Origin of the sequence: Pantoea sp. MT58, assembly GCF_014495885.1 — a bacterium.
Classification (GTDB): domain Bacteria; phylum Pseudomonadota; class Gammaproteobacteria; order Enterobacterales; family Enterobacteriaceae; genus Pantoea; species Pantoea eucalypti.
Map to the genome: position 1 here is coordinate 166,098 of NZ_CP061083.1, position 26,345 is coordinate 192,442.

Below are 26,345 nucleotides of genomic sequence, written 5' to 3' on the forward strand. Positions count from 1 at the left end.
CCCCGGCATATCCCCGCTATATTCCCCCCGGTTATAACAGCTTATTTTTAATTCTTTTAGCTCTGTAATGGTTTATGTCACGCTTAGCCCATAACGACATTGGGAGAGTGCGTAATGAACAAGTGGAGTATCGGCGTTACCCTGTTGCTGGCCTCAACCAGCGTTCTGGCGAAAGACATTCAGCTGTTAAACGTTTCCTACGATCCAACCCGTGAGCTGTACGAACAGTACAACAAAGCGTTCAGTGCGCACTACAAACAGGAAACCGGCGATAATGTCGTGGTCCGTCAGTCGCACGGTGGCTCCGGCAAGCAGGCAACTTCAGTGATTAACGGCATCCGTGCGGATGTGGTTACGCTGGCGTTGCAATCGGATGTCGATGCTATTGCAGAACGCGGTCGTATTGATAAGAACTGGATTCAGCGTCTGCCAGACAACTCCGCGCCTTACACCTCCACCATTGTCTTCCTGGTCCGCAAAGATAATCCCAAGGGCATTCACGACTGGAGCGACCTGACTAAACCCGGTGTGTCTGTGATTACCCCTAACCCGAAAACCTCTGGCGGCGCACGCTGGAACTATCTGGCGGCCTGGGGCTGGGCGCTGGATCATAACAACGGCGATCAGGCCAAAGCGCTGGCGTATGTCAGAGCGCTGTTTAAAAACGTTGAGGTGCAGGATTCCGGTGCACGCGGCGCAACTAACACCTTCGTTGAACGCGGGATTGGTGATGTGCTGATTGCCTGGGAAAACGAAGCTTATCTGGCGGTTAACAAATTGGGTAAAGACAAGTTCGAGATTGTCACCCCGAGCGAATCGATTCTGGCTGAACCCACCGTGTCCGTGGTCGATAAAGTGGTAGATGAAAAGGGAACGCGCAAAGTCGCAGACGCCTATCTGAAATACCTCTACTCGCCAGAAGGTCAGACTATCGCTGCGCAGAACTACTATCGTCCGCGTGATGCTGAAATCGCGAAGAAATTTGCCAGCCAGTTTGCGCCGGTGAAGCTGTTTACCATCAAGGACAAATTTGGTGGCTGGGCAGAGGCTCAGAAAGCGCACTTCGCCGATGGCGGCAGCTATGACCAGGTCATGAAACCGTAATACGTTGCGGTCAGCGCTCCCTGCGCTGACCGCTCACCCGCAACAATCCCACCTTTCTCTTTTCTCTGCCCGGCTGCTGACTGATCTGCCCGAATTCCCCGTGACATTTTTTCCCCGCCAGGCGAGGATGCAGGCTGCTAAACCATTCAGGAAGCGTTGTTATGCCGACACATCGTCGTGCAACCAGTCTGGTTGCGGTTCTGCTGGTGCTGGTCATTGCGGGGATACTGGTTGCCGCACTGCATTTCAAAAAGAACAGTGATGCGCTGTGGCAGATTGTCAGCGAGAAATGTGTGCCTCATCAGCAGAGCAGCGGAGACCCGGCACCCTGTCAGCGTGTCGATCAGCAGCATCGCTATGCCATGCTGAAAGATATGAATGGGCCGTTGCAGTATCTGCTGATCCCGCTCGACAAAATCACCGGCATCGAAAGCCCACGGTTACTGCAACCTGCTACGCCCAACTACTTTGCCCTTGCCTGGCATGAACGCTCTCTGCTTGCAGAGCGACGCGGCTCTCCCATTGATGATCGGGTTCTTTCACTGGCGATCAATTCACAGTATGGCCGTACGCAGAATCAACTCCATATTCATCTCTCCTGTCTGCGACCCGATGTGCGTCAGCAGCTGGATCGGCTGACGCCGCAGCTTAGCGGTCAGTGGCAGGACATTACGCTGCGTAAGCACCGCTACTGGCTGCGAGCTCTGACGCCAGATGAACTGACTCAGCAGAGTGCCTTTATCCGGCTGGCCGATGAGCGGCCAGAGGCGCGCACAGAGATGGGGAAATATGGTCTGGCACTGGCGGAATTAAGCGATGGGCGACTGGTGCTGATGGCGATAGAGCGGAACTGGCTGCTGCTGAACAGGGGTTCGGCGGAGGAAGTGCAGGATCACGCCTGTGAGCTGATTGCGCCCATAAAAAAGGCGGCTTAAGCGCCGCCCTTGACCGGAATGCTAATGCTTAGGCGCTTTTTGCCGCCGCCGCTGCTTTAACGATTACCGCGAAAGCATCTGCTTTCAGTGACGCACCGCCAACCAGCGCGCCATCGATATCAGGCTGGGTGAACAGCTCAGCAGCATTCTTGTCGTTCACTGAGCCGCCATACTGAATGATGACCTGTTCTGCGATAGCCGCATCTTTCTTCGCAATATGATCACGAATGAATTTGTGCACGGCCTGTGCCTGAGCAGGGGTCGCAGATTTGCCGGTACCGATGGCCCAGACGGGCTCATACGCGATAACCGCATCTTTAAACGCTTCGGCGCCCTGCGTTTCCAGAACGGCATCCAGCTGACGAGCGCAGACTTCTTCGGTTTTACCCGCTTCGTTTTCCGCTTCGGTTTCACCAATGCACAGCACAGGAACCAGGCCCACTGACTTCAGCACCGCATATTTCTTCGCGATGAACTCGTCGCTCTCTTTGTGATAAGTGCGGCGTTCTGAGTGACCGATGATGATATATTTCGCGCCGATATCTTTCAGCATCTCTGCGGAAACTTCACCGGTAAACGCGCCAGACAGGTTAACGTCCACGTTCTGCGCACCCAGTGCGATGTGGCTACCGGAGATGGCATGTTTTGCCTGCTCGAGATAGAGCGCTGGCGGTGCAATGGCCACGCCACAACCGTCAACGCCAGAGAGTTCCTTGCGCAGACCCGCGATCAGTTCAGCAGTGAGTTGCTTGCTGCCATTCAACTTCCAGTTACCCATAACCAGTGGATGTCGCATTCTATCCTCCGCATAACGCGATACATGAAAAATCGCTGCCAGCTGGCAGCGTTGTCTGCGAAACAGTATAGAGATCAAATGTAGCGATGGCTTTGCTTTTCGTCATTTTCAGCGACATCTTCAGGGGGGAGCGAGCGCAAGTTTTACCGGCTCGACAGCGAAGGTTAGCCCCTTGTCGCCGTTATCAGCGACCACAAAGCGAAGCGCGCCATCGACCTGCGCAAAGTAAGGCAAATCCTTGCCCTCCTTCAGTAAGCTCTCCAGCTTTTTGCGTCCCTCGTCTGCACCTAATCCCGGTACAAAGAAGCGCAGCATAGCGGTCATGTAGGCCATGGCTTTTTGCTCAGAGGCGTTCTGATCCGGGCCAGGCAGTGGCAGCCAGGTGATCTGCAGCGTCTTGATTTTGCCGGTACCGGGCTCCAGCGCGGTAGACGCATAGAGCGTCTCGTTAATTTTGCTGGCAGCACGCGTCAGGTTACTTTTGTCGCCCCGATTATCAATGGCGCGATATTCCGGCAGCATCAGCGTCGCATTAGCCAGATTATACTTTTCGCGAAACTGACCGATAGTCATATCAAAGGTGGGAGCACCCGCCAGCAGGTAGGGCGCGGTGGGTAATGCATCGGGCCGTTCCTGCGGTGGCGGATCGGCGGCAAAGACCGGAACCGTCAGCGCAAACGATAACAGCAGTGCGCCAGGCAAATTCTTCATTTTGTCGATCCTAACCCGTAAACTCAGGCGCAAATTAAAACGGTTTTTATCCGCGAGGTCAAAAGCGCGGCGGTTCTTTTCTCTCTGGATGATAATGCATGACGTTACAACAATGGTGTTTTTCCTGGCGTGGCAGGCTGGGACGACGTGATTTCTGGATCTGGCAGGCAGTCTGGTTGCTGACAACGACACTGTTATTTACCCTGGCAGCAAACGACTGGGTTGATACCCAGATGGCGGCTTTTGGCGTGGTCTGCCTGCTGTGGCCCGCCAGCGCGGTCATTGTAAAACGTCTGCACGATCGTAATCGTCCCGGCTACTGGGGATTTTTGGTGATAGTGGCCTGGCTGCTGGTGGCGGGAAACTGGAGCATGCTGGGCGGCATTCTGCCCTGGCTGCTGGGTCGCGCCATTCCCTTTGTGTTATTCGCTGGCCTGCTGCTCGAACTCGGCGTTTTTCGCGGCACCCCCGGCGCTAACCGGTTTGGTACCGCGACGCAGCCGGTGCGATACCGGCAACTGGCTCACCAGTAATGTTCGCTGGTGATATGGCCCGGCTTGCGCTTCAGGTGTTTACGCATTTCGCGCGTCTCTTTCAGTAATTGCTGGGTGTCGCGCACCATCTGCGGGTTGCCGCACAGCATCACATGGCTGCTGTCGGCATCCAGCGTTAATCCGGTGGCACGCTCCAGCTCGCCATTTTCGATCAGCGCCGGAACCCGGCCCGTCAGCGAACCGGGGATCGTTTCGCGGCTCACCACCGTCTGGATGTGCAGCTTGCCCTGATAACGCTGTTGCAGCTGCTGCATCAGTGGCAGAAAGCTCAGGTCGTCCGCATAGCGTGCGGCATGGACCAGCACGATGTTTTCAAAGCGATCCAGTCCTTCGCCCTGCTGAAGCATAGAAAGGTAAGGGCCAATAGCGGTGCCGGTTGCCAGCATCCATAATGTTCTGCACGCCGGAACTTCATCAAGCACAAAGAATCCTGCGGCTTCTTTCGTGACCATCACCTGATCGCCAGGCTGAAGGGCCTGCAGATGCGGACTCAGCTTGCCATCGGGCACGGTAACCAGGTAAAACTCCAGCAGGTCATCCTTTGGCGCATTGACGAAAGAGTAAGCGCGCTGCACCCGCTCGCCGTCAATTTCCAGAGCCAGTTTGGCAAATTGCCCCGCGATAAAGGGATCGATGGGCGCTGTTACCCGCAGACTGAACAGCGCATCCGTCCAGTTTTTCACTTCCTTTACTTCAGCATTGACCCACTCAGCCATAATCACTCCCTGGTTGTTGATTATTCCGGCAGGTTTCTATTTTCGCGGCTGCCCGATGAGATTGCCAGCTTGTGGCCGGGCAAAGGCTCTAATCGACAAACTGTTGCTTTGTCTTTACAGGCTGGTGCATAAACTTGACAGGTGCAAGCCGGGACCTTTCGGCCTGCCTCTCGCTTTGTCATCTAATCCTGATATTTTGCCCGGCATAACAAGATGACTGGCGGGTGAACCGCTGTTTTAACCTCCTTTCACAGAAAGAAATTTTGCATAATCATGATTAGTAAACTGGAAAATCGCCCGCTGCTGGTGATGCTCATTGTGCTGGTGGCTGTCGGGCAGATGGCGCAGACCATCTACGTTCCGGCGATGTCGGTGATGGCGGACGCGCTGAATGTGCGGGATGGCGCGCTGCAGCGTGTGATGGCGGCCTATCTGATGACCTATGGCGGATCCCAGCTGATCTACGGCCCGCTGTCAGACAGTGTCGGTCGGCGTCCGGTGATCCTGGCAGGCATGATGATCTTTATGATCGGCGCAATCACGGCATTGATGGCGACCTCACTCGATATGCTGGTGCTCGGCAGCGCGATTCAGGGACTGGGAACCGGCGTAGCTGGCGTAATGGCCCGTACCATGCCGCGTGATCTCTATGAGGGGCACGCGCTGCGCCGTGCCAACAGCCTGCTTAATATGGGCATTCTGGTCAGCCCGTTGCTGGCACCGGTGATTGGTGCACTGTTGACCCAGCTCTTTGGCTGGCACGCCTGTTTCGCCTTTCTGCTGCTGCTCTGTCTGGCGGTTACTTTGTCTATGGCGCGCTGGCTGCCGGAAACCCGGCCACAGAGTGCTGAAGTGACCCCGTTCTTCAAACGCTATGCCCGGCTGCTCAGCGACGCAAATTTCGTTCGCTACATTGTCCTGCTGATTGGTGCGCTGGCGGGTATTGCGGTATTTGAGTCGAGCTGTGGCGTGCTGCTGGGCGGCGTGCTCGGCCTGCACAGCCTGACCGTCAGTATCCTGTTCATTCTGCCCATTCCGGCGGCGTTCTTCGGTGCCTGGTTCGCGGGACGCGAGCAGGGTTCATGGCACAGTCTGATGTGGTGGGGCGTGAATAGCTGTCTGCTGGCGGGCATCCTGATGTGGATCCCGGCATGGTTTGGCGTAATGAATATCTGGACGCTGCTGGTTCCGGCCGCGCTGTTCTTCTTTGGGGCTGGCATGCTGTTCCCGCTGGCGACTTCAGGGGCAATGGAGCCGTATGCCTGGCTGGCTGGCAGCGCGGGTGCACTGATTGGCGGAATGCAGAACCTGGGATCGGGTCTTGTCGCGTGGCTTTCAGCCATGATGCCGCAGCGCGATCAGTTCAGTCTTGGCATGCTGATGTTCTTTACGGCACTGGTGATGCTGCTCTGCTGGTTGCCGCTCTCACGTCAGCCGGAGCGCGGCAACCAGCCGGTTACAGGATAAACGAATGGAGCGCCGGATCCTTACGGTCAAGATAATGAATCGACTGGATGCGGCGAATAGTGCGAGATTTACCGCGAATCAGCAGGGTTTCGCTGGTGGCGATATTGCCCTGACGCGTAATGCCTTTCAGTAGTTCGCCACTGGTAATGCCGGTGGCGGCAAACACCACGTTGTCATTGCGCGCCATCTCACCTAGCGTCAGCTTCTTACCCGCTTCGATCCCCATCTCCGCACAGCGCTGCAGCTCCTGCTCGCCGAGGCGACGGTTTTCAGCACTATCGCCTTTGACGTGATGACGCGCCAGCAGCCGACCCTGCATATCACCGTCCAGCGCACGGATCACCGCTGCTGAAACGACGCCTTCCGGTGCGCCGCCGATGCCATACATCACATCGACTTCGCTGTCTGGCATGCAGGTCAGAATTGAGGCGGCAACGTCACCATCCGGGAAGGTAAATACCCGCACGCCCAGCTGCTGTAACTCGCTAATCACCACATCATGACGTGGCTTAGCCAGGATCGACACGGTCAGCTGTGACAACGGCTTGTTCATCGCTATCGCGATATTACGCAGGTTAGTTTCAAGCGGCAGGTCGAGGTCGATCGCGCCCTGTGCTGCAGGACCCACGATCAGTTTTTCCATATACATGTCGGGAGCGTGCAGAAAGCTGCCTTTATCGCCTACGGCCATCACAGCCAGCGCATTCGCCTGGCCCAGTGCCGTCATGCGGGTACCCTCAATCGGATCGACGGCAATATCGACGGCATCGCCGTGACCGGTACCGACTTTTTCACCGATATAGAGCATCGGGGCTTCGTCGATTTCGCCCTCACCGATCACAATCTGACCGTCAATTTCAATGGAGTTCAGGACATGACGCATGGCATGGACAGCCGCACCGTCAGCCGCATTTTTGTCACCGCGTCCTAACCAGTGATAGCCTGCCAGGGCGGCAGCTTCGGTTACGCGGGAAAATTCAATGGCAAGTTCTCGTTTCATGGCATCTACCTGACAAAAAACCGGCAGGCAGTGTAACACAGCGGGGGAGTGGGGCGGGGAAAAGGCCCGCGACGGCAATGTCGCGGGCGTTGATATTACTCCTGTTCTTCCCACGCCTGTGCGCGGGCAACCGCTTTTTTCCAGCCAGCATAACGGAAGTTACGCTCGGTGGTTTCCAGGCTTGGACGGAACTCACGCTCAATAACGGCTTTAGAGCGCACTTCATCCAGATCCTGCCAGAAGCCAACAGCCAGACCCGCCAGATACGCAGAACCCAGCGCGGTCACTTCACGCACTTCCGGACGCTCAACACGGGTGCCGAGGATGTCAGCCTGGAACTGCATCAGGAAGTTGTTGGACACCGCACCGCCGTCTACACGCAGCGCCTGCAGGCGGGTATTGGCATCATTCTGCATCGCTTCCAGAACGTCACGTGTCTGATAAGCGATCGACTCCAGCGTCGCGCGGATGATGTGGTTAGAGTTTGCGCCACGGGTCAGACCGAAGATCGCGCCACGGGCATACGGGTCCCAGTAAGGTGCGCCCAGGCCGGTGAAAGCAGGCACCATGTAAACGCCGTTGGTATCTTTCACTTTCATCGCGAAGTATTCAGAGTCAGCCGCTTCACTGATCAGCTTCATCTCATCACGCAGCCACTGAATAGAGGCACCACCGATAAACACGGCACCTTCCAGCGCATAGTTCACTTCACCGCGCGGGCCACAGGCGATGGTGGTCAGCAGGCCGTGGGTTGAGGTCACCGCTTCAGTACCGGTGTTCATCAGCATGAAGCAGCCGGTGCCGTAGGTATTTTTCGCCATGCCAGGCTGTACACACAACTGGCCATACAGCGCGGCCTGCTGGTCACCGGCGATACCGGCGATAGGAATACGTGTACCGCCTTTACCACCAATGTTGGTCTGACCGTAAACTTCAGAAGAGGACTTCACTTCTGGCAGCATTTCACGCGGGATATCCAGGATATCCAGCATGCGCTGATCCCACTCCAGCTTGTGAATGTTGAACATCATAGTACGGGAGGCGTTGGTGTAGTCGGTGATGTGCACGCGTCCCTGAGTCATTTTCCAGACCAGCCAGGTATCGACGGTACCGAACAGCAGCTCGCCACGTTTTGCACGCTCACGCGCACCTTCAACGTGATCCAGAATCCACTTCACTTTCGTACCGGAGAAGTAAGGGTTAATCACCAGACCCGTGGTGTGCTGGATGTACTCTTCCAGACCCTCTTTCTTCAGTTTGTGACAATAGTCAGCGGTGCGGGGATCCTGCCAGACGATGGCGTTGTAGATCGGCTTACCGGTCTCTTTTTCCCAGACGATAGCGGTTTCGCGCTGGTTGGTGATACCGATTGCCGCAATCTCATCAGAGCGGATATCGGCATGTGCCAGCACTTCAACCAGCGTAGAGCTTTGTGAAGCCCAGATATCCATCGGGTCATGTTCAACCCAGCCCGCTTTCGGGTAGATCTGGGTGAATTCGCGCTGCGATACCGCGACGATGTTGGAGTCGTGGTCGAGAATGACGGCGCGTGAACTGGTTGTACCCTGATCGAGTGCGACAATGTATTTTTTATCTGTGGTAGTCATAAATTCATTCCTGATGATAAAAAGTGAAACTTACGCTTTACGCTTTACGCTGCTGAGCGCGTGCAACCGGTTTGTCTGCTGGAACACTCGGTTCCTGTGCGGCACCTGGCAGGTAGCGGCCAATCAGTGTGCGGTAACCTACTGCACCCAGGCAGGCACCCACCAGCGGGCCAAAAATTGGTACCAGGAAGTAAGGGATATCTTTACCACCCGTGAAGGCAACGTTACCCCAGCCAGCGAAGAAGGCGAACAGCTTAGGTCCGAAATCACGTGCCGGGTTAAGCGCAAAGCCGGTCAGCGGACCCATTGAGCCACCAATGACTGCGACCAGCAGACCGATCAACAGCGGCGCCATCGGTCCACGTGGGACACCGTTGCCATCGTCGGTCAGCGCCATAATCACCGCCATAAGCACTGCGGTAATAACCATTTCAACCAGGAACGCCTGGCCTACGCTGATGTGCGGATTAGGATAGGTTGAGAAGATACCCGCCAGGTCCAGACTCTGAACCGTACCGCGTACCATCTGATGACTCTGTTCGTAATCGAAAAACAGGCTGTAGTAGAGACCATAAACCAGCGCGGCCGCGCAGAATGCCCCGGCGATTTGCGCCAGAATATACGGCACCACTTTACGGCCTTCAAAGTTGGCGAACAGGCAGAGTGCAACGGTAACGGCAGGGTTCAGATGCGCGCCAGATACCCCAGCGGTAAGATAGACAGCCATTGAGACGGCTAAGCCCCAGATGATGCAGATTTCCCACTGACCGAAGGCGGCACCGGCAAGTTTCAGCGCAGCTACACAGCCTGCGCCAAAGAAAATAATCAAGCCTGTCCCCAGAAATTCGGCAATACACTGACCTTTGAGCGTGTTAGTTGTCTGACTCATAATAGTGGTTCCTGAAGCGAGGTTAAATTTTATCAGTTTTTGTTCTCAGTCCGTGAGGCACCCAGCTTTAATGTAGGGCTGATGTGAATTTATCGTTAACGAACATAAACGAGAAATAGCGAAATCATTTTTTGTGTACTGCGTCATAAAAATGCGCGTTTTCGCGTATTCCGGCTTTCCTTAGCCCATATTCGCGCCTGATGACAGAGAGGGTGGACACGTGCTGGAAAGCAGACGCAGTAAGCGCAGCGCAAATTCAGGGATTGGCTGAAAAGTGTTACAGACTGCGCTCGCAGCGGCCGCGTTGCTGGACTTGAGGGGTGAGGCTACATACAATCGGGACAACGTTGCTGGCTTAAGCTGGCATCATCAACGCCTTGCAGGAATTTAGGAGAGGTCAGAAAGATGTCATTTGAAGTATTTGAGAAACTTGAAGCGAAAGTACAGCAGGCGATTGATACCATCACGCTGTTGCAGATGGAAATCGAAGAGCTGAAAGAGCAGAACAACTCACTGCGTAACGATGCGCAACAAGTCGCGGGTAACCACGATGCGCTGATGCGCGAAAATCAGCATCTGAAAGAAGAGCAACACGTGTGGCAGGAACGTCTGCGTGCATTGCTGGGAAAAATGGAAGAGGTTTGAAGCCTCAGCTGATGTGAAAAACGGGTGCTCTGGCACCCGTTTTCATGTCTGGCCTATTCGAGGTCCAGCGCATCCTCTGACAGAATGATACCGGTGTTGTCGGCATAGAGATGGTCACCAGAGAAGAAGGTGACGCCGCCGAAGTTGACGCGCACATCGCTTTCGCCAATCCCTTCACCCGCAGCGCCGGCCGGAATCGCGGCAATGGCCTGAATGCCAATCTCCAGCTCTTCCAGCTCATCAACCTGACGTACCGAACCGTAAACCACCAGGCCTTCCCATTCGTTAGTTGCCGCCAGGCGTGCCAGTTGGGCATCGACCAGCGCACGGCGCACTGAGCCGCCGCCATCAATCACCAGTACGCGACCACGGCCATTCTCTTCCAGCAGATCGTAGAGTAAGCCGTTGTCTTCAAAGCATTTCACTGTGGTAATCTGACCACCGAATGAAGTGCGCCCACCAAAGTTTGAAAAAAGCGGTTCAACAACATTCACTTCTTCATGGTAGATATCGCAGAGTTCAGATGTATCGTATTTCATAAGGGTTTCGTCTGTTTGCCACAGGAAGGGTAAGTATATCGCTATATGCAGATTGTTGGCAAAATCATCAGTATGAAAAAAGCATCGTTCGATCAAGAACATGCATAAAAAAGCCCAGCCGGGTGGGCTGGGCTTCGGAAAAGCGCTGAATCAGTGAATCAGAGAATGAAGCGGCTAAGGTCTTCGTCAGCCACCAGTTCATCCAGGTGTTTAGCCACATAGTCAGCATCAATGGTAAAGGATTCACCGTGACGATCGCTGGCGTCATACGAGATATCTTCCATCAGACGCTCCAGCACGGTATGCAGGCGGCGCGCACCGATGTTCTCGGTGGTTTCGTTAACCTGCCATGCGGCTTCAGCGATCCGGCGAATACCCTCTTCGGTGAACTCAATGTTCACGCCTTCGGTATTCATCAGTGCTTTGTACTGCACGGTAATCGAGGCATTCGGTTCGGTCAGGATGCGCTGGAAATCATTGACTGTCAGCGCCTGTAGCTCAACACGAATCGGCAGACGACCCTGAAGTTCCGGAATCAGATCGGAAGGGCTGGCAACCTGAAACGCGCCTGAGGCGATAAACAGGATATGGTCGGTTTTGACCATGCCGTGCTTGGTGGAGACGGTGCAGCCTTCAACCAGCGGCAGCAGGTCGCGCTGAACGCCTTCGCGAGAGACATCGGGTCCGCCCGCATTCTGGCCGCCGCGCTTACAGATTTTATCGATCTCATCGATGAACACGATACCGTGCTGCTCGACCGCTTCAATCGCATCCTGCTTAAGCTCTTCCGGGTTAACCAGTTTTGCCGCTTCTTCTTCGATCAGGAGCTTCATCGCTTCTTTGATCTTCAGCTTGCGGGCTTTCTGCTTCTGGCCGCCGAGGTTCTGGAACATCGACTGCAGCTGGCTGGTCATCTCTTCCATGCCCGGAGGCGCCATGATTTCGACGCCTGGGCTGCTGGCCGCCAGATCGATTTCAATCTCTTTATCATCCAGCTGGCCTTCGCGCAGCTTCTTGCGGAATGACTGACGCGCTGCAGAGGGTTCAGCACTCTGCTCAGCCTGACCCCAGTTGTTTTTCGCGGGTGGAATCAGCACATCAAGAATGCGCTCTTCTGCCATCTCTTCGGCACGGTATTTATTCTTTTCAATCGCCTGACTGCGCACCATCTTGATGGCGGAATCAGTCAGATCACGAATGATAGAGTCCACTTCCTTACCGACATAACCGACTTCGGTAAACTTGGTCGCCTCGACTTTGATGAACGGTGCATTCGCCAGCTTTGCCAGACGACGTGCGATCTCGGTTTTACCGACACCGGTCGGACCGATCATCAGGATATTTTTTGGGGTCACTTCATGGCGCAGCTCTTCGTCGAGCTGCATACGGCGCCAGCGGTTGCGCAGTGCAATAGCCACGGCGCGCTTGGCGCTGTCCTGGCCGATGATAAAGCGGTTCAGTTCGCTAACGATTTCGCGTGGAGTCATCTCAGACATATTTATACCCTTACGCCTTAGACGTTAATTCTTCGAAATTAACGTTGTGGTTAGTGTAGATGCAGATATCACCCGCGATATTCAGCGACTTCTCGACGATGTCGCGTGCGCCCATTTCGGTATTCTCCAGCAGCGCACGTGCCGCTGCCTGGGCGAAAGGCCCACCGGAGCCGATGGCGATCAGATCGTTTTCAGGCTGGATGACATCACCGTTACCGCTGATGATCAGTGAGGCTGACTCATCCGCGACGGCCAGTAAGGCTTCAAGGCGGCGCAGCATACGGTCGGTACGCCAGTCTTTGGCCAGCTCCACCGCTGCTTTCACCAGGTGGCCCTGATGCATTTCCAGTTTACGTTCGAAAAGTTCAAACAGGGTGAAGGCGTCTGCGGTGCCGCCAGCAAATCCGGCAATCACCTTATCGTTGTATAAACGACGCACTTTTTTAACGTTGCCTTTCATCACGGTATTGCCGAGCGTAGCCTGGCCATCACCGCCAATCACTACCTGGCCGTTGCGTCGTACACTTACTATTGTTGTCACGGGCAGACCCCTTGTTGCTGTCGGAAAAGGACTCCGCGCACGGGGCGCGGAGTATCATGCAACAGATATGGGGCGGGTTTGACGGGTTTCAACCCCCAACGGAGAGCGGTATACAGCTGGAGTGTCCGGAACTGCGAAGACGTTTCAGGGTGCTGTCAGCGGATGCGCGATCTTTATACGGACCAATCACCACACGATTCCAGCCGCCACCGGTGGTAATGCGGCTTTCAAAGCCTTCAAAGGCTAAGCCCGCACGTACCGACTCAGCCTGGTCAGTGCCTTTGAACGAACCACACTGCACCATCCAGCGCTGCGAAGAGGCTTTCTCCGCCGGTTTCGCCTTCGCGGTCTCCTGTGGCTTTGTCTGCACGTCTGGTTCCCGCGTTACTGGCGCAGGTTGCGACTGGCGCTGTACGTTTTGCTGCTGCTGCTGCTGCTGCTGCTGCTGACGTTGCAACTGCTGCTGTTGTTGACGCTGTTGCTGTTGCTGCAACTGCAGCTGGCGTTGCTGTTGTTGCTGAGCCTGCAACTGCTGACGTTGTTGCTGAACCTGTTGCTGCTGCTGAACCTGCTGCTGTTGACGTTGCAGCTGTTGCAATTGCTGCTGATGCTGCAGCGTCTGCTGACGTTGCGCCGGCGTCTGTTCATTCCACGGCACTTCATTGAGCTGTGTTGGCTGCTGACGCATATCAGCCTGCATCTGCTCCAGCAACTGGCGCTGTTCATCGGTCAATTGGGTCTGCGACTTCACTTCGCCACCCGAAGAGGGTTCGATCGGTGTCGGCACAGTAACCTGACGGTTTTCCAGCTCTTTAATGTATTTCCAGCGTTCTTCAGGCTTCGGCGGTAAGCCATTGCCGTTGGCTTTATGATCCGTAATGACCGGCACGTCTTCTTTCTTATGATGCGCCAGGAACCATAAACCACCGGCAAAGGTCACCAACACAGCGACCGCCAGTACAATCATCAATTTAGAAGTTCCCGAACCGCCTTTGCTCTTCTTGCCACGGCTGGGGCTTTTTTTGCGACGCGTCCCTGTTGAACGCCCGCGGCCTACATAATCTTTTTGTGCCACTCTCGTTCTTATACCCTTCAAAAATAGTGCCAGTTGGGCGAAATGATGATTTTTACGCGCCCGGCAAGGAGTCCGCCATGTTACTTAAGGGCCGGAACTTTGACCAGCTGTGTTCGCCTTAAGAATCTACTGAAAAAACCAGACGAATACGCTTATTTTTCACGCTTTTTTGCGCGTGCCGTACTGCCCCGAATCGTTAAACCGGCATCCAGCAGCCGCGAGCCGCTGATCACCCGTTTGCCATTTAACTCATCCAGCAGCAGAAGCATCGCTTCCCGGCCTATCTGATAGCGTGGTTGTGTGACCGTCGTCAGCGGTGGCTCGCAGTAACGTGATAACTCAATGTCATCAAATCCCACCACAGAGAGATCTTCCGGTATCCGCAGCCCGCAGCGTCTGGCCTGATTCATCGCGCCCAGCGCCATAATATCGCTGTGACAGAACAACGCGCGCGGCGGTTGCGGCAGAGTCATCAGCTGATTCATGGCGGCAACGCCTGCTTCAAAGGTGAAGTCACCGCGCACAATATAGGTGGGATCGACCGTCAGCCCGCTGCGACGCATCGCCTGGACATAACCCTGTAAACGATACTGACAGAGTGGCATCTCTTCCGGCCCGGCGATACAGGCGATCTGCGTATGACCTAACTGCAGCAGATGATTTACCGCTTCAAACGCGGCAGTCAGGTTATCAATGTGAACCGTGGGCAGCGACATTTCCGGTGCAAACTCATTCGCCATCACCATGGGTGGCAAGTTGCGTTGCTCATCAATGCTGGCATCAAAAGGCAGTTGTGAGCCAAGCAGCACCATGCCATCGATCTGTCGTGTGACCATCAGGTTAAGAAAGGTTCTCTCCTGCTGATTCTGATGGGCGCAGTCGCCGATCAGCACCAGATAGCCCTCTTCGGCGGCTGTGACTTCGACGCCGCGAATGATTTCACTAAAGAAGGGATCGCAGATGTCAGGGACAATGACCAGGATGGTACGCGTCTCATTACGACGCGCGTTGCGTGTGGGGCCATGGGCCGCATAGCCGACGGCGGCAACCGCCTTCTCGACTTTATGGCGGGTAGCCGCAGAAACCTTCTCTGGATTCATCAGCGCACGCGATACGGTGGCGGTTGAGACGCCCGCGTGTTCCGCGACATCCTTCATCGTGGCGGCGGGCGGTTGTTGATTCTGCTCCAACACATGCTCCTGACGCGTTATGGCGCGTTCGATTTTGTTTTTGCCTGACCTGAAAGCAAACCGGGCAACATTGTTAACGATTGCCCGGCTGGTTGTTACTTAATTTGCATAAAAATTGTGACTTATGCGACATTTTTCGATCTGGCTCGCAGTGTCAGAAAAAATCAGCTCTCTGTCGGGTCAATATCCAGCGTCCATTTCACTTTGCGCGCGGCGGGTAGCGTGGAAACCAGCGGCAATGAACTGCTCAGCAGCTGTTGCAAACGCTGTCGGGAAGGATGCTGCAGCAGCAGTTGCCAGCGCCAGCGTCCGCTGCGTTTTGGCTGCAGAGCCGGCAATGGACCCATAAACCACATCGCCTTGTCATTGAGCGGGCTCGCCTCCAGCAAGTTACGGAGTTGTTGCAGAAATTCCGCCGCCTGCTGATTGTCCATATCTTCCGCGCGGAACAGCGCATGGCGGCTCCAGGGCGGCAGGTGAACTGCCTGTCGCTCCAGCAGCGCCTGCTGCGCAAATGCCGAATATCCCTGGTGCAGCAGTGTCTGAAGCAGAGGATGTTCCGGATGATGCGTCTGTAATAACACCTCGCCCTGCTTGCCAGCGCGGCCAGCACGACCGGCGACCTGAGTATAGAGCTGCGCAAAGCGTTCTGCCGCGCGAAAATCGGCTGAGAACAGTGCGCCATCAACATCCAGCAGCGACACCAGGGTGACATCCGGGAAATGATGCCCCTTGGCCAGCATCTGGGTGCCGACCAGAATGCGTGCGCCGCCGCGATGAACGTCAGCCAGATGCTGCTCCAGCGCCCCTTTGCGGCTGGTGGTATCACGGTCAATTCGCGACACCGGCACGCCAGGGAAGAGTGTACCGAGCTGCTGCTCCAGCTGTTCGGTTCCGACACCTACTGGCAGCAGATGCGTTGAACCACACTGCGGGCATTGATTAGGCAGCGGACGCTGGCTGTCGCAATGGTGGCAGCGTAACTGGCGATGATGCTGGTGCAGCGTGTAATAGCGATCGCAGCGGGTACATTCGGCAATCCAGCCGCAGTCGTGACAGAGCAGGGCGGGCGAAAAGCCGCGGCGGTTAAGAAACAGCAGCACCTGATTATCGGCCTGCAGATGCTGGCGCATTTTACCAATCAGGCCCGGTGCCAGGCCGCCGATCAGCTGCACACCTTTTAAGTCGATAAGCTGTTGCAGCGCCGGTCTGGCATTGCCGGCGCGCTTTGTCAGATCGAGCTGGCGATACTTGCCGCTGCGGACATTGTGCAGCGTCTCCAGAGCGGGGGTCGCCGATCCCATAACAATCGGGATATCCTCTTCATGCGCACGGAAGACGGCCAGATCGCGCGCCTGATAACGCCAGCCTTCCTGCTGTTTGTAAGAGCTGTCATGCTCTTCATCAATGATGATGACGCCAGGACGGGCCAGCGGCGTAAACAGCGCCGATCGCGTGCCAATCACAATCGCCGTTTCACCGCGCCGTGCACGTAACCACACCGCCAGCCGCTCACTGTCATTTAAGGCGGAGTGCAGCACATCGATGGGCGCATCGAAACGTTCGCGAAAGCGGGCGATAGTCTGCGGAGTTAAGCCAATCTCCGGCACCAGCACCAGCGCCTGTTTACCGCGTGCCAGCACATTTTCCAGCACGCTGAGGTAAACCTCGGTTTTGCCGGAACCGGTAATGCCCGCCAGCAGCCACGCAGCATAATGCTCATCATCTGCCCGAATCGCACCTACTGCCATCGCCTGATCCGTATTCAGTCGCAGACGCTCGCCTTTCACAGCATAGGTAGTACGCCAGTCGTGCATCTGCGGCTGATGCTCATGCAGTTCGCACAACCCTTTGGCCCGCAGAGCCTGCAGCGTGGCTTCCGTAAGGTCATGTTCACTGACCTGATGACGATAGAGGGGTTGCTGACGCAGTGCTGCCAGTGCCTGCTGCTGTTTCGGGGCCCGCTTTAAACTTTCGGGTGCCGTTGCCCGGCCCTGCTCGGTAATTTCCCAGCGCCATAAGGGATTATCCTGCGCCGCTTTGCCCTGGCGCAGCAGCACTGGAATGGCATGGCTCAGCACTTCTCCCTGCGGCGAATGATAGTAGCTGGCGGCCCAGTTAAGGATGCGCCACAGCGACGACGGATAGAGTGACTCACTATCCAGCACCTCGATCACTTGCCTGAGTTGTGCTTCCGGCAGATCGCTGCTGTCACGAAAGGCGACCACAATCCCGATCATCCTGCGATTGCCAAAGGGCACACTTACGCGACCGCCGATGACCGGCTGCGCACCCTGTGGCGGCAGATAGTCAAACAGGCGGGGCAAGGGGACGGGCAGGGCGACCTGGACTAAGGGCATAACTCTCTCTTTCCGGCATCATCATCGGGGAAGCTAGTGTACACGCTGACCCTGATGGCGGGTATCTCAGCAGATATTTGCAGCAATCGAAACTTACCTGTATAATATGCCGCCTTCGGTGAGAAATATCTGGCCGGAGTACACCCTATAATGTTCAACCGCGTGTGGTGCTGTGCAGGTCAAAGCCTGGCACGGAGAGCGACACGGCCTTCTATGAGGTTTCCCATGAAACAAGGTATTCACCCGAAATACGAAGCAGTTACTATCAAATGTACCTGCGGCAACGAGATCCACACCCGTTCAACACTGACTCACGAACTGAACCTGGACGTTTGTGGCAAATGCCACCCGTTCTATACCGGTAAGCAGCGTGAAGTGGCAACTGGTGGCCGTGTTGACCGCTTTAACAAGCGTTTCAGCGTGCCAGGCGCTAAAAAATAAGATTAAAAGGCACCTGAACCTGCGGGTTCGGCGGCAAGAAAAAACCCAGCTTCGGCTGGGTTTTTTTATGCGCTGACGAATCAATATTCCCAGGTGTCGGGATCGATGCCCATATCGCGCATGATCTTTTTCGCTTCTTCAGGAATTTCATCGCTGCGTTCTTTACGCAGGTCCACGTCGTCTGGCAACGGTTGCCCGGTAAAGGCATGCAAAAAGGCTTCGCAAAGCAGCTCACTGTTGGTGGCGTGACGCAGGTTGTTCACCTGACGACGGGTACGCTCATCCGTTAAAATCTTCAGCACGCTCAATGGGATAGATACTGTAATCTTCTTGACCTGCTCGCTCTTCTTACCGTGCTCAGCGTACGGGCTGATATATTCGCCGTTCCATTCAGCCATGGGTTACCTTAATTAATAAACGTTAAATGTGAGGAAATCAGCGAATTATGCCTGATTTTTTCCTGCCTGACCCCTGATATGGCGGGTTTTCTTCGCTCACTGCCTCTGCATCACAGAGGGGAACGCCAGGCGATGACGCATAATTTTAGCGGTTATTGCGTTTTTGCTCAATCTATACGCAAAGACATTTAGATGTCCAGATGTATTGACGTCTAATTAGAGGGTGATATCCTGTGGCCTACATTTTATTCACTCTTCAGGAACAATTCGCTCATGACGCGTAAACCGGCAACCATCGCAGTGCGCAGCGGTTTGAATGATGACGAGCAATATGGCTGCGTTGTCCCGCCAATCCACCTCTCTACGACCTACAACTTCCTGGATTTTAATGAGCCTCGTGCGCATGACTACTCCCGTCGTGGCAACCCCACGCGTGATGTCGTACAGCGTACCCTGGCCGAACTGGAGGGAGGAGCGGGCGCGGTATTAACCAATACCGGGATGTCGGCGATTCACCTGGTGACGACGGTGTTCCTGAAGCCTGGCGATCTGCTGGTTGCGCCACACGACTGTTATGGCGGCAGCTATCGGCTGTTTGACAGCCTGAGCAAGCGCGGCGCGTATCGGGTTAAATTTGTCGATCAGGGCGACCCGGTGGCGCTGCAGGCGGCACTGGATGAAAACCCTAAACTGGTGCTGATTGAAAGCCCCAGCAATCCGCTGCTGCGCGTAGTGGATATCAGCGCGATTTGCGCCGCTGCCCGCGCAGCAGGTGCTATCAGCGTGGTGGACAACACCTTTATGAGTCCGGCGCTGCAGAACCCTCTGGCGTTGGGTGCCGATCTGGTGATCCATTCCTGTACCAAATACCTCAATGGCCACTCCGATGTGGTAGCGGGCGCAGTGATTGCCAAAGATCCGCAACTGGCAACCGACCTGGCCTGGTGGGCGAATAATATTGGTGTAACCGGCGCGGCATTTGACAGCTATCTGCTGCTGCGCGGAATTCGTACCCTGTCGCCGCGCATTGCGGCCGCACAACGCAACGCACTCGCGATTGTTGAGTATCTGAAGCAGCAGAAGCGAGTGAAAAAGTTGTATCATCCTTCGCTGCCGGAAAACGCCGGACACGAACATGCCGTACGTCAGCAGCGCGGCTTTGGTGCCATGCTGAGTTTTGAAATCGACGGTGATGAGGCACTGCTGCGCCGCTTCCTGAAAGCGTTGCGGCTCTTTACGCTGGCGGAATCGCTGGGTGGCGTGGAAAGTCTGATCTCCCATACCGCCACCATGACGCACGCGGGTATGTCAGCAGAAGCACGCGCGGCAGCGGGCATTTCCGATACGCTGCTACGGGTTTCTGTTGGTATTGAAGATCACGAAGATTTAATTGCCGATCTGGATAATGCATTCCGGATCGCAGCCGAGGGTTAAGTATGACGATTTCAGCAGGCGCGGGAACGCCGACTATCAGGCAGTTGCATAAGTTTGGTGGCAGCAGTCTGGCCGATGCGCGTTGCTATCAGCGCGTTGCCAGCATTATGGCGGATTACAGCCAGCCGGGCGACCTGATGGTGGTCTCTGCGGCAGGTTCAACCACTAACCAGCTGATTAGCTGGCTGAAGCTGAGCCAGAGCGATCGCCTCTCTGCGCACCAGGTGCAACAGGCCTTGCGTCGCTACCAGAGCGAACTGATCGGTGCGCTGCTGCCTGCTGAGATCGCCGAACCTTTAATTACTGCGTTTATTCGCGATCTGGAAAAGCTGGCGGCCCTGCTGGATGCGCCGATTACCGATGCGGTCTATGCCGAAGTGGTCGGGCACGGTGAAGTCTGGTCAGCACGCCTGATGTCAGCGGTCCTGAGCCAGCGTGATCTGCAGGCCTGCTGGCTGGATGCGCGTGAGTTTTTGCGTGCTGAACGTGCCGCTCAGCCACAGGTGGATGAGGGTAAATCCTGGCCACTGCTGCAGACTTTGCTGGCGCAGCATCCCCATAAGCGCATCGTGGTCACCGGCTTTATCAGCCGTAACGATGCCGGTGAAACCGTCCTGCTTGGCCGTAACGGCTCCGACTATTCCGCTACGCAGATTGGTGCGCTGGCAGGTGTCGGACGTGTGACTATCTGGAGCGATGTGGCAGGCGTTTACAGCGCCGATCCCCGCAAAGTCTCTGATGCCTGTCTGCTGCCGCTGTTAAGGCTGGATGAGGCCAGTGAGCTGGCGCGTCTGGCGGCACCCGTGCTGCATACCCGTACGCTGCAGCCGGTTTCCGGCAGTGATATCGATTTGCAATTGCGCTGCAGTTATCAGCCGGAGCAGGGCTCAACCCGAATTGAACGCGTGCTGGCCTCCGGAACAGGCGCGCGCATTGTCACCAGCCATGACGATGTTTGCCTGATTGAGATTCAGCTGCCAGAGCAGCATGACTTTGCCATCCTTCACAAAGAGATCGACCTGTTGCTGAAGCGCGCGCAGCTGCGACCGCTGGCGTTTGGCGTTCATCCTGACCGTCAACTGCTGCAGCTCTGTTATACCTCCGAAGTGGTTAACAGTGCCTTTACGCTGCTACAGGATGCCGGTTTACCGGGCCATCTGCAGCTGCGCGATGGCCTTGCGCTGGTGGCGCTGGTTGGCGCAGGCGTTACCCGCAATCCGCTGCATACCCATCGCTTCTGGCAGCAGTTAAAAGATCAGCCGGTTGAGTTCATCTGGCAGTCAGAAGAGCACATCAGCGTGGTCGCGGTGCTGCGCGTCGGCCCGACGCAGCATCTGATTCAGGGACTCCATCAGTCGCTGTTCCGTGCAGAAAAGCGCATCGGCCTGATGCTGTTTGGCAAAGGGAATATCGGTTCACGCTGGCTGGAGCTGTTTGCCCGCGATCAGGAAACGCTGTCAGCGCGGACCGGCTTTGAATTTGTGCTGGCGGGTGTCGCGGATAGCCGTCGCAGTCTGCTGAGCTATGAAGGGCTGGATGCCAGTCGGGCACTCGCCTTCTTTGATGATGAAGCGGTGGAACGCGATGAAGAGTCGCTGTTCCTGTGGATGTGCGCGCATCCGTTTGATGACCTGGTAGTGCTGGATGTCACAGCCAGCACACCGCTGGCACAGCAGTATCTCGACTTTGCCAGCCACGGCTTTCACGTGATCAGCGCCAATAAGGTCGCGGGTGCGTCAGACAGTCAGACCTGGCGGCAGATTCGTGATGCCTTTACCAAAACCGGGCGTCACTGGCTCTATAACGCCACCGTAGGCGCAGGCCTGCCGATCAACTACACGGTACGCGACCTGCGCGACAGCGGCGATACCATCCTGGCAATCAGCGGGATCTTCTCCGGTACGTTGTCCTGGCTGTTCCTGCAGTTTGATGGCACGGTGCCGTTTACCGAGCTGGTGGATCAGGCCTGGCAGCAGGGCTTAACCGAGCCGGATCCGCGCGCCGATCTCTCGGGTCAGGATGTGATGCGTAAGCTGGTGATCCTGGCGCGTGAAGCAGGCTACAACATCGAGCCGGATCAGGTACGGGTGGAATCGCTGGTGCCAGACAACTGTCAGCAGGGCTCAGTAGACCACTTCTTTGAAAATGGTGAAGAGCTGAATGAGCAGATGCTGCAGCGTCTGGAAGCCGCGCAGGAGATGGACCTGGTGCTGCGTTACGTTGCCCGGTTTGATGCCAACGGTAAAGCACGTGTCGGTGTCGAAGCGGTGCGTCCGGAACATCCGCTGGCTTCGCTGCTGCCGTGCGACAACGTCTTTGCGATTGAAAGTCGCTGGTATCGCGATAATCCGCTGGTCATCCGCGGACCCGGTGCTGGCCGTGATGTTACCGCAGGTGCAATACAGTCAGATATTAATCGCCTCGCACAGTTGCTGTAATTTCTCTTAAACAGGCGCTTCGGCGCCTGTTTTCAATGCGTTATCTCTCCTCTGTTGAAACTTCTTCAAGTTGATTGAAAATTGATCACGTCTGTTGATCATTTTTAAGTTGACGGCATCCGCAGATTACGTCATTTTGAACATCTGGACGTCTAAACGTGTAGATGTTCGCAGGCCGATTGTTAATCGATGAGGGTGCAGGATGAGTTTCTTTCATGCCAATCAGCGCGAAGCGCTAAACCAGAGCCTGGCTGAGCTGAACGGGCAAATTAATGTTTCATTTGAGTTCTTTCCGCCGCGTACCAGCGAAATGGAAGAGACCCTGTGGACCTCCATCGATCGTCTGAGCAGCCTGAAACCAAAATTCGTTTCCGTTACCTACGGCGCGAACTCAGGGGAACGCGACCGCACCCACAGCATTATCAAAGGCATTAAAGATAGAACCGGGCTGGAGGCTGCACCCCATCTGACCTGTGTTGATGCCACGCGGGATGAACTGCGCACCATTGCTCAGGATTACTGGAACAATGGCATTCGCCATATTGTGGCGCTGCGCGGTGACCTGCCTCCCGGCAGCGGCAAGCCTGAGATGTACGGCAGCGATCTGGTGTCGCTGCTGAAAGAGGTCGGCGATTTTGATATTTCCGTCGCCGCCTATCCTGAAGTCCATCCCGAAGCGAAAAGTGCCCAGGCCGATCTGATTAACCTGAAGCGTAAAATTGATGCGGGCGCAAACCGGGCGATTACCCAGTTCTTCTTCGACGTTGAAAGCTATTTACGTTTTCGCGATCGCTGTGTTTCGACCGGTATTGATGTGGAAATTGTGCCGGGCATTCTGCCGGTCTCTAACTTTAAACAGCTCCAGCGCTTTGCCACGCTGACCAATGTGCGTGTGCCAGGCTGGATGAACGCGATGTTTGCCGGTCTGGATGATGATCCGGAAACGCGCAAAATGGTGGGCGCCAATATCGCGATGGACATGGTAAAAATTCTGTCACGCGAAGGGGTGAAAGATTTCCATTTTTACACGCTGAACCGTGCCGAAATGAGTTACGCCATCTGTCACACGTTAGGTGTGCGTCCTGCCGCTGCGGCTTAAGCCTCTTGTTACAGCCAATAAAAAAGTCGGGAACGTCCCGACTTTTTTGTTTTTCTGGCGGGCAGCGCTGACCGTTGTCAGCGCCTGACCACGATTAACCGGTATTGCGCATACCTGCCGCCACACCTGCAATCGTCACCATCAGCGCCTGCTCTACGCGGGCATCCGGCTCCTCACCACGGGCTTCCTGCGCACGTGAACGATGTAGCAGTTCTGCCTGGAGTACGTTGAGCGGATCGGTATAGACGTTACGCAGCGCAATCGACTCGGCAATCCACGGCTGGTCAGCCATCAGGTGTGAGTCATTGGCGATGGTCAGTACCGCTTTGATATCCGCAGCAAGCTGTTCGCGCAGTTGTTTACCCAGCGGCCAGAGTGATTTATCGACCAGACGCTGATCGTAATATTCCGCCAGCCACAGGTCGGCTTTCGAGAAGACCATCTCCAGCATCCCCAGACGGGTGGAGAAGAATGGCCAGTCGCGGCACATCGCTTCCAGCTGATCCTGATGACCGGCTGCCATCGCCTGCTGCAATGCAGCACCGGCACCCAGCCAGGCAGGCAGCATCAGACGGTTCTGCGTCCAGGCGAAAATCCATGGAATCGCACGCAGCGACTCTACGCCACCGGTAGGCCGGCGTTTGGCCGGACGTGATCCCAGCGGTAATTTACCCAGCTCCTGCTCCGGCGTCGCCGAACGGAAATAAGGGACGAAGTCAGCGTTTTCACGCACATAACCACGATACATCGCACAGGAGTCAGCTGAGAGCTGATCCATAATGTCGCGCCATTCGCGTTTTGGCTCTGGCGGTGGCATCAGGTTTGCTTCCAGAATTGCGCCGGTGTAGAGCGACAGGCTGGCGATGGTCACGGCCGGTAAGCCATATTTAAAGCGGATCATCTCACCCTGTTCTGTCACACGCAGACCGCCGCGCAGGCTGCCTGGCGGTTGTGACAGCAGTGCGGCATGGGCGGGCGCGCCGCCACGACCAATGCTGCCGCCGCGTCCATGGAACAGCGTCAGTGAAATACCGGCCTTCTCGCAGGTTTTAATCAGGGCATCCTGTGCCTGATATTGCGCCCAGCTGGCGGCCATGACACCGGCATCTTTCGCCGAGTCAGAATAGCCAATCATCACCATCTGTTTGCCCTGAATAAAGCCGCGATACCAGTCGATGCTCAGCAGCTGGCTCATCACGTCGTTCGCGTTATTCAGGTCATCAAGCGTTTCAAACAGCGGTGCAACCGGCATGGCATAACCGATGCCCGCTTCTTTCAGCAGCAGATGCACGGCCAGCACGTCGGAAGGGGTTTTCGCCATCGAAATAACATAGGCGGCGATAGAACCCTGCGGGGCTTCCGCCGCGACACGACACGTCTCCAGCACTTCACGCGTCTCATCGCTGGGTTCCCAGGTACGAGGCAGCAGCGGGCGCTTGGAATTCAGTTCACGGATCAGGAACGCCTGCTTGTCCGCTTCAGACCAGCTTTCATAATCGCCGAGGCCGAGATAACGGGTCACTTCGGCAATCGCCTCTGTGTGACGGGTGCTCTCCTGGCGCAGATCGATACGCACCAGCGGCACGCCGAAGCATTTCACGCGGCGCAGCGTATCAAGCAACTGACCGTTAGCGATAATGCCCATGCCGCACTGTTGCAGTGACTGATAGATGGCAAACAGCGGGTCCCACAGTTGATCGTTGGAGACCAGCAGATCGGCCGGACGCGGCAGGCGTTCGCCTTTCAGGCGGCGTTCCAGGAACGACTGGGTCGTCATCAGCTGACTGCGCAGACGTTTCAGGATCACACGGTAAGGTTCCAGCGCTTCCGGCTCGCCGCTGAGTTCGCGGATCTCTTCACTGCACTCGGACATCGACAGCTCGGAGATCAACACGCCGATATCGCGCAGGAACAGGTCAGTGGCTTTCCAGCGGCTCAGCTGCATCACATGGCGGGTAATCGACGCCGTGACGTTCGGGTTACCGTCGCGGTCGCCACCCATCCACGAGGTGAACTGAACCGGCACGAAATCGACCGGCAGCCTGATGCCAAACGCCTCTTCGACCTGCTCGTTCAGCTCACGCAGGAAAGCAGGAACGCCTTCCCACAGGCTGTTTTCTACGACGGCAAAGCCCCATTTGGCTTCGTCTACTGGGGTCGGACGATATTTACGGATCTCATCGGTGTGCCACGCCTGCGCCACCAGCTGGCGCAAACGGCGCATAATCTGGTTGCGTTCGTAGTCGGAGACATCGCTGTGATCAAGCTGCTTCAGGCAGCTGTTAACTTCAACCAGCTTGTGAATCAGTGTACGACGGGTGATTTCGGTCGGGTGCGCAGTCAGCACCAGCTCCAGAGACAGTGATTCAATGGCCGCAAGGATGTCGCTTTCGCTGATATCTTTCTGCTGTTTCAGGGTATCAAAGGTCTTTTTCAGCAGTTCAGGATGGTTCTCACCCTCACCACTTTGCGAGATGGTCTGATACTGCTCAGCCACGTTAGTGAGGTTCAGAAACTGGCTGAAAGCGCGTGCAACCGGCAGAAGCTCCTCGTTGGAGAGGTTCTGCAGCGTATTGAGCAGTTCTTTACGATGAGTGTCATTTCCTGCACGGGATGACTTGGAGAGCTTACGGATGGTTTCAACCTGGTCGAGGATGTTCTCTCCCAGTGCATCCTTAATCGTATCCCCGAGCAGTTTGCCGAGCATACTGACATTACTTCGCATTGCGGAATATTGTTCGTTCATTGGACCCTGACACCCTTATCGTCTTGAAAAACTCATACACCCGACCTTTCAGGCAGCAGAAAAAACAGCAACATTGTGTCCCCGATAATCTACAGGGAACCGGCTCCGTTGCCGCCTGTCCACATTCTGAAACGTTCTGGATAATCACCCGGTGGGCATAACAT

23 protein-coding genes are annotated in these 26,345 nt (G+C 55.8%); 9 read left to right on the forward strand and 14 right to left on the reverse strand.

All coding sequences use genetic code 11. The features are described from left to right. Positions 1–114 precede the first annotated feature (114 nt). Both IAI47_RS00785 and IAI47_RS00790 read left to right on the forward strand, forming a co-directional pair. The gene (locus tag IAI47_RS00785; protein WP_003851261.1) at positions 115–1,104 is read left to right on the forward strand and encodes a sulfate ABC transporter substrate-binding protein; all 990 of its coding nucleotides are present in this window, start codon (positions 115–117) and stop codon (positions 1,102–1,104) included. A gap of 161 nt (positions 1,105–1,265) precedes the next feature. Then, positions 1,266–2,039 carry a CDP-diacylglycerol diphosphatase gene (locus tag IAI47_RS00790; RefSeq protein ID WP_003851260.1) on the forward strand — a complete coding sequence of 258 codons (774 nt, stop codon included), beginning with the start codon at positions 1,266–1,268 and terminating at the stop codon, positions 2,037–2,039. 28 nt (positions 2,040–2,067) lie between these two features. On the opposite strand, the gene tpiA is transcribed toward IAI47_RS00790, so the two are convergent. After that, the gene (gene tpiA / locus IAI47_RS00795; RefSeq protein WP_003851259.1) at positions 2,068–2,835 is read right to left on the reverse strand and encodes a triose-phosphate isomerase; all 768 of its coding nucleotides are present in this window, start codon (positions 2,833–2,835) and stop codon (positions 2,068–2,070) included. Positions 2,836–2,955: 120 nt separating this feature from the next. Next, positions 2,956–3,546, reverse strand: a complete 591-nt coding sequence (locus IAI47_RS00800) for a DUF1454 family protein (RefSeq protein ID WP_003851254.1) — start codon at positions 3,544–3,546, stop codon at positions 2,956–2,958. A gap of 98 nt (positions 3,547–3,644) precedes the next feature. On the opposite strand from IAI47_RS00800, the gene IAI47_RS00805 reads away from it, so the two are divergent. Further along, the gene (locus IAI47_RS00805; protein ID WP_003851252.1) at positions 3,645–4,079 is read left to right on the forward strand and encodes a DUF805 domain-containing protein; all 435 of its coding nucleotides are present in this window, start codon (positions 3,645–3,647) and stop codon (positions 4,077–4,079) included. On the opposite strand, the gene fpr is transcribed toward IAI47_RS00805, so the two are convergent. Beyond that, on the reverse strand, positions 4,070–4,816 hold the full coding sequence (gene fpr, locus IAI47_RS00810; protein WP_003851251.1) for a ferredoxin--NADP(+) reductase: 747 nt from the start codon (positions 4,814–4,816) through the stop codon (positions 4,070–4,072). The two genes, IAI47_RS00805 and fpr, sit on opposite strands and share 10 nt — an antisense overlap. Positions 4,817–5,089: 273 nt before the next feature. Between fpr and emrD the strand changes: the two genes are divergently transcribed. Then, a complete protein-coding gene (gene emrD / locus IAI47_RS00815; RefSeq protein WP_003851249.1) occupies positions 5,090–6,283 on the forward strand; it encodes a multidrug efflux MFS transporter EmrD in 1,194 nt (397 codons plus the stop codon). On the opposite strand, the gene glpX is transcribed toward emrD, so the two are convergent. The 3 genes from glpX to IAI47_RS00830 form a co-directional block, all read right to left on the reverse strand. Continuing rightward, positions 6,273–7,283 (reverse strand): class II fructose-bisphosphatase, encoded by a 1,011-nt coding sequence (gene glpX, locus IAI47_RS00820; RefSeq protein ID WP_008926941.1) that lies wholly within the window; start codon positions 7,281–7,283, stop codon positions 6,273–6,275. The two genes, emrD and glpX, sit on opposite strands and share 11 nt — an antisense overlap. Before the next feature lie 95 nt (positions 7,284–7,378). Further along, positions 7,379–8,890, reverse strand: coding sequence for a glycerol kinase GlpK (gene glpK, locus IAI47_RS00825; RefSeq protein WP_003851245.1), 1,512 nt, complete (start codon positions 8,888–8,890; stop codon positions 7,379–7,381). 37 nt (positions 8,891–8,927) lie between these two features. Continuing rightward, positions 8,928–9,779: an MIP/aquaporin family protein gene (locus IAI47_RS00830; RefSeq protein WP_003851244.1), complete on the reverse strand. Its 852-nt coding sequence runs from the start codon at positions 9,777–9,779 to the stop codon at positions 8,928–8,930. 405 nt (positions 9,780–10,184) lie between these two features. Here IAI47_RS00830 and zapB point away from each other — a divergent pair, with 405 nt between their 5' ends. Next, positions 10,185–10,424 carry a cell division protein ZapB gene (gene zapB / locus IAI47_RS00835; RefSeq protein ID WP_003851242.1) on the forward strand — a complete coding sequence of 80 codons (240 nt, stop codon included), beginning with the start codon at positions 10,185–10,187 and terminating at the stop codon, positions 10,422–10,424. A 53-nt stretch (positions 10,425–10,477) separates the two neighbouring features. On the opposite strand, the gene rraA is transcribed toward zapB, so the two are convergent. The 6 genes from rraA to priA all read right to left on the reverse strand — a co-directional run bounded on the left by rraA (position 10,478) and on the right by priA (position 17,625). After that, entirely contained in the window at positions 10,478–10,963 is a 486-nt protein-coding gene (rraA, locus tag IAI47_RS00840) for a ribonuclease E activity regulator RraA (protein ID WP_003851240.1), read from the reverse strand. 158 nt (positions 10,964–11,121) lie between these two features. Then, the gene (hslU, locus tag IAI47_RS00845) at positions 11,122–12,459 is read right to left on the reverse strand and encodes an HslU--HslV peptidase ATPase subunit (RefSeq protein ID WP_003851236.1); all 1,338 of its coding nucleotides are present in this window, start codon (positions 12,457–12,459) and stop codon (positions 11,122–11,124) included. Positions 12,460–12,469: 10 nt separating this feature from the next. After that, complete coding sequence (gene hslV, locus IAI47_RS00850; protein ID WP_003851234.1) at positions 12,470–13,000, reverse strand: ATP-dependent protease subunit HslV; 531 nt, start codon at positions 12,998–13,000, stop codon at positions 12,470–12,472. 88 nt (positions 13,001–13,088) lie between these two features. Beyond that, the gene (ftsN, locus tag IAI47_RS00855) at positions 13,089–14,075 is read right to left on the reverse strand and encodes a cell division protein FtsN (protein WP_033743548.1); all 987 of its coding nucleotides are present in this window, start codon (positions 14,073–14,075) and stop codon (positions 13,089–13,091) included. Between the two features lie 152 nt (positions 14,076–14,227). Continuing rightward, the gene (gene cytR / locus IAI47_RS00860) at positions 14,228–15,265 is read right to left on the reverse strand and encodes a DNA-binding transcriptional regulator CytR (RefSeq protein WP_008926938.1); all 1,038 of its coding nucleotides are present in this window, start codon (positions 15,263–15,265) and stop codon (positions 14,228–14,230) included. A gap of 164 nt (positions 15,266–15,429) precedes the next feature. Next, positions 15,430–17,625: a primosomal protein N' gene (priA, locus tag IAI47_RS00865; protein WP_008926937.1), complete on the reverse strand. Its 2,196-nt coding sequence runs from the start codon at positions 17,623–17,625 to the stop codon at positions 15,430–15,432. A gap of 225 nt (positions 17,626–17,850) precedes the next feature. On the opposite strand from priA, the gene rpmE reads away from it, so the two are divergent. Then, complete coding sequence (rpmE, locus tag IAI47_RS00870; RefSeq protein ID WP_003851227.1) at positions 17,851–18,066, forward strand: 50S ribosomal protein L31; 216 nt, start codon at positions 17,851–17,853, stop codon at positions 18,064–18,066. Positions 18,067–18,146: 80 nt separating this feature from the next. On the opposite strand, the gene metJ is transcribed toward rpmE, so the two are convergent. Beyond that, positions 18,147–18,464 carry a met regulon transcriptional regulator MetJ gene (gene metJ, locus IAI47_RS00875; RefSeq protein ID WP_003851225.1) on the reverse strand — a complete coding sequence of 106 codons (318 nt, stop codon included), beginning with the start codon at positions 18,462–18,464 and terminating at the stop codon, positions 18,147–18,149. Positions 18,465–18,737: 273 nt separating this feature from the next. On the opposite strand from metJ, the gene metB reads away from it, so the two are divergent. The 3 genes from metB to metF all read left to right on the forward strand — a co-directional run bounded on the left by metB (position 18,738) and on the right by metF (position 23,435). After that, positions 18,738–19,898, forward strand: coding sequence for a cystathionine gamma-synthase (metB, locus tag IAI47_RS00880; protein ID WP_003851223.1), 1,161 nt, complete (start codon positions 18,738–18,740; stop codon positions 19,896–19,898). Between the two features lie 2 nt (positions 19,899–19,900). Beyond that, entirely contained in the window at positions 19,901–22,336 is a 2,436-nt protein-coding gene (locus IAI47_RS00885; protein WP_003851221.1) for a bifunctional aspartate kinase/homoserine dehydrogenase II, read from the forward strand. A 202-nt stretch (positions 22,337–22,538) separates the two neighbouring features. Continuing rightward, on the forward strand, positions 22,539–23,435 hold the full coding sequence (metF, locus tag IAI47_RS00890; RefSeq protein WP_008926936.1) for a methylenetetrahydrofolate reductase: 897 nt from the start codon (positions 22,539–22,541) through the stop codon (positions 23,433–23,435). A 94-nt stretch (positions 23,436–23,529) separates the two neighbouring features. Here metF and ppc read toward each other — a convergent pair whose 3' ends face one another. Beyond that, entirely contained in the window at positions 23,530–26,181 is a 2,652-nt protein-coding gene (gene ppc / locus IAI47_RS00895) for a phosphoenolpyruvate carboxylase (protein WP_008926935.1), read from the reverse strand. Between the last annotated feature and the right edge of the window lie 164 nt (positions 26,182–26,345).